This is a genomic window from Mycoplasma leonicaptivi ATCC 49890 (assembly GCF_000622205.1).
Lineage (GTDB): Bacteria > Bacillota_I > Bacilli_A > Mycoplasmatales > Metamycoplasmataceae > Mycoplasmopsis > Mycoplasmopsis leonicaptivi.
In genome coordinates this window covers 1-2,956 of sequence record NZ_JHWE01000064.1, presented here as the reverse complement: position 1 = coordinate 2,956, position 2,956 = coordinate 1, and the positions used below count along the sequence as shown (strand labels likewise).

The 2,956-nt window shown below is 22.3% G+C and carries 3 protein-coding genes; 1 reads left to right on the top strand and 2 read right to left on the bottom strand.

Features of this window, described 5'->3' with window-relative positions; genetic code table 4:
• Positions 1-198: 198 nt before the first annotated feature.
• Positions 199-876 carry a hypothetical protein gene (locus BU00_RS0103425; RefSeq protein WP_051521863.1) on the bottom strand — a complete coding sequence of 226 codons (678 nt, stop codon included), beginning with the start codon at positions 874-876 and terminating at the stop codon, positions 199-201.
• A gap of 19 nt (positions 877-895) precedes the next feature.
• Positions 896-1,450: a hypothetical protein gene (locus BU00_RS0103420; RefSeq protein WP_051521862.1), complete on the bottom strand. Its 555-nt coding sequence runs from the start codon at positions 1,448-1,450 to the stop codon at positions 896-898.
• Positions 1,451-1,671: 221 nt separating this feature from the next.
• On the opposite strand from BU00_RS0103420, the gene BU00_RS05380 reads away from it, so the two are divergent.
• Positions 1,672-2,160, top strand: a complete 489-nt coding sequence (locus tag BU00_RS05380) for a hypothetical protein (RefSeq protein ID WP_245579609.1) — start codon at positions 1,672-1,674, stop codon at positions 2,158-2,160.
• The last annotated feature ends 796 nt before the right edge of the window (positions 2,161-2,956 follow it).

The window sequence follows — 2,956 nt, the reverse complement described above, 5'->3', positions numbered from 1 at the left end:
GATGAATTATATAGTTTCATAATATCTATAAACGAAAAAATTTCTTAATTTTTTTTATTTAGTATAAAATTTACTGAAAGTTTAAAATATATATAATTAAAGCAAAAAATGAAAATTATTAAATAATTTGTCTCTTTAAAACAAGGTTAAAAAGCACCTTTGAATTAAAGGTGCTTTACATTATTAAAACTTTCTATATTATCTATTTGTTGGTAATTGTGCCGGGAAAACATCTCTACTTGTTTGAATGTTTTGTTCACTAAACATAATTATATCTGAACCATCTTTTTTAATAAAAACAAATGTATAGAATTTACCATCTTGTAACTTTTGATCACCATCAAATTTTCATACTAATGGAAACTCTTGATCTGTTTGAGCAATTGTTGATACATATTTAATGTTAAGTGGTTTAACAAGTGTGTTATCATTTTCTGATTTTACTTCTGTTGCAAAAGCAATTCATTCACCTGTTACACCTTTAACTGGTGAAAGGTGTAATTTAATGTTAAAAATACCATTTGCATCAAGTCTGTTGCTTTTATCTGCTGGATGTAATAACCTTCTAACGTTTTGTTGTCCACTAAATTTTTGAATACCGTATTTTGTAAAATCTATATCAATATTTCTCATTAAATTATTTTCAGACATTTTTGACATATCATCAGTTGTTTTATTTGATTCCATATTCTCTGTTTGAGAACCTGACATATTTTTATCTGTCATCATAGTTGCTTTGTTGCTATTCATTGTGTCGTTTTGATTTTTATCACCTGATTTTTCTTGTGAAGAACAAGAAGCAGCAACTCCAAAAACTGTTGCAGACAATAAAGTTCCTGCACCAAGTGATGTAAAGATTTTTTTAATTTTTTTCATAATAACTCCTTAAAAATAATTATTCAATTTGATATGGATAGAAAATATCTTTATTTGATTCAATATTAGATTTACTAAATACTATAACCTCAGATCCATCTTTTTTCCAAAAAATAAATGTATATGACTTGTAAGGACGTATTTTTTGATCACCATCAAAAGACCATTGCAAAGGATATTCTTCATTTGTTTTTGCAATTGTTGATGCTTGTTTAACATTAAGTGGTTCAACAAGTGTGTTATCATTTTCTGATTTTACTTCTGTTGCAAAAGCGATTCACTCTCCAGTTACACCTCTTACAGGTGATAAATGTAAAGCAATATTAAAAATTCCTGTTTCATCTACATTTTCTTGTTGTGCTGGAAAAAGCAATATTCTTACTTTAGGATGTCCGCTAAATTTTTGAATTCCATATTTAGTAAAATCTATATCAGTATTTCTTGTTATTTTTGCATTCTTGTGAAACAAAGGGTGATTTGTATATGAAGGATCAGAACAAGATACAGATACCGATGTTGTTGTAACAATAGTTGCAGGAACTATTGTTCTTTTAAATATTTTTGTAATTTTCATTTATACCTTTCTTTGTTTAAATGCATTATTATTATAATACAAAAAAATGAAAAAGTTTATTTTTAAATAAAAAATATTGATTTTTTTAACTTTTTGATTATTTTTATAATTAATTTATAAATATATAACAAGAGTTCGTTTTGTTTAAAGAGACTTTTTAATTTATAATAATTTGTTAAAATTTTAATATATATAAAATAATTAATTATTTAAGGAAATAAATGACAGTTATTAACAAAAACTCTTTGAAATTTGGTTTATCATTAAAATTATCACTAATTGGTTCAGAAGCATTTAAATTCACTTCTTCTCTTTACATCTTTAAAATAACAGGTGATTTTTGATTAGTTACTATTTTATATTTGATTATACAGATACCTAGTTTAATTATTTATTTGTTTAGTTCTAAAATCATTAAAAAATTTCAAAATGATAAAAATATTTTGCTAATTTCTGATTTACTAAGTTCTTTTTCATTATTAATTTTATTAATTGTTTTTTTAAGTATTCATCAAGTTAGCGCTTTTGCTTTTTCAATTATTCTTATATTTATTAACACAATATTAGGATTTATACACTCCTTTAGATTTATTTATTTAAAAAACATTATTTATTATCTTGCCAACAACAAAAAAGAAATGTCAAATTTAAACATTATTTCTTCTTTTGCAACAAGTATTGGATTTTTGTTTCAGCATTATTTTCTTTAATTTTTTATTCCAAACTTGAGTTTTATTGAATAATTATTTTTAATACATTAACATATTTAATTTCTGGTTTATTATATTTTTCACTTAAATTAAACAAAAACAAATGTGAATTTTATAATGAACAAAGTAAACAAAATATAATAAAAGCTAAACAAACTTCACAAAACAAAATATATAAATGATTATTTATTATATGCTCAAGTTTTATAGTTGCAATTTTTTTAATACCAAGAAATGCGGCTTTACCACAATTTTTTAAACATATTAATTCCCAAAATACAATTGAAAAATTTAATTTTCAAAATATTGTTTCCTATCTTAATTTATTTTTTTCTTTTGCTTCAATTTTTGGAACATTAATAAGTTATTGAATAACAAACAAAACAAAAATTAACATAAATATAAATTATTTTCTATTTGGAATAATACTTTTTAGTATTTTATCTATTGTTTTTAGTTCTATTAAAAATACAGATGTACAATTTTATAGTTATATAGTTATTATAAGTATTCAACAAATTTTATTTTCTCTTTTCTTACCACTTTTTTATAGTTGCATATCAATAATTACCACAGCATTAACAATATATTTTTCATTTTATTACTCTTTTGTATTTTTTAATTTAATACTTTGTTCATTATGTCTTTTATCTATTTTTTCATATATAAAACATAAAAAACAAAATAAATCCTTAAAACACGAATATAAACAGGGACACAGATTTGAAACAATTATAATTTTAAAGCACTTCAAGTTTCTTGAGGTGTTTTTCAATTAAGATTTGATTGAAATCTT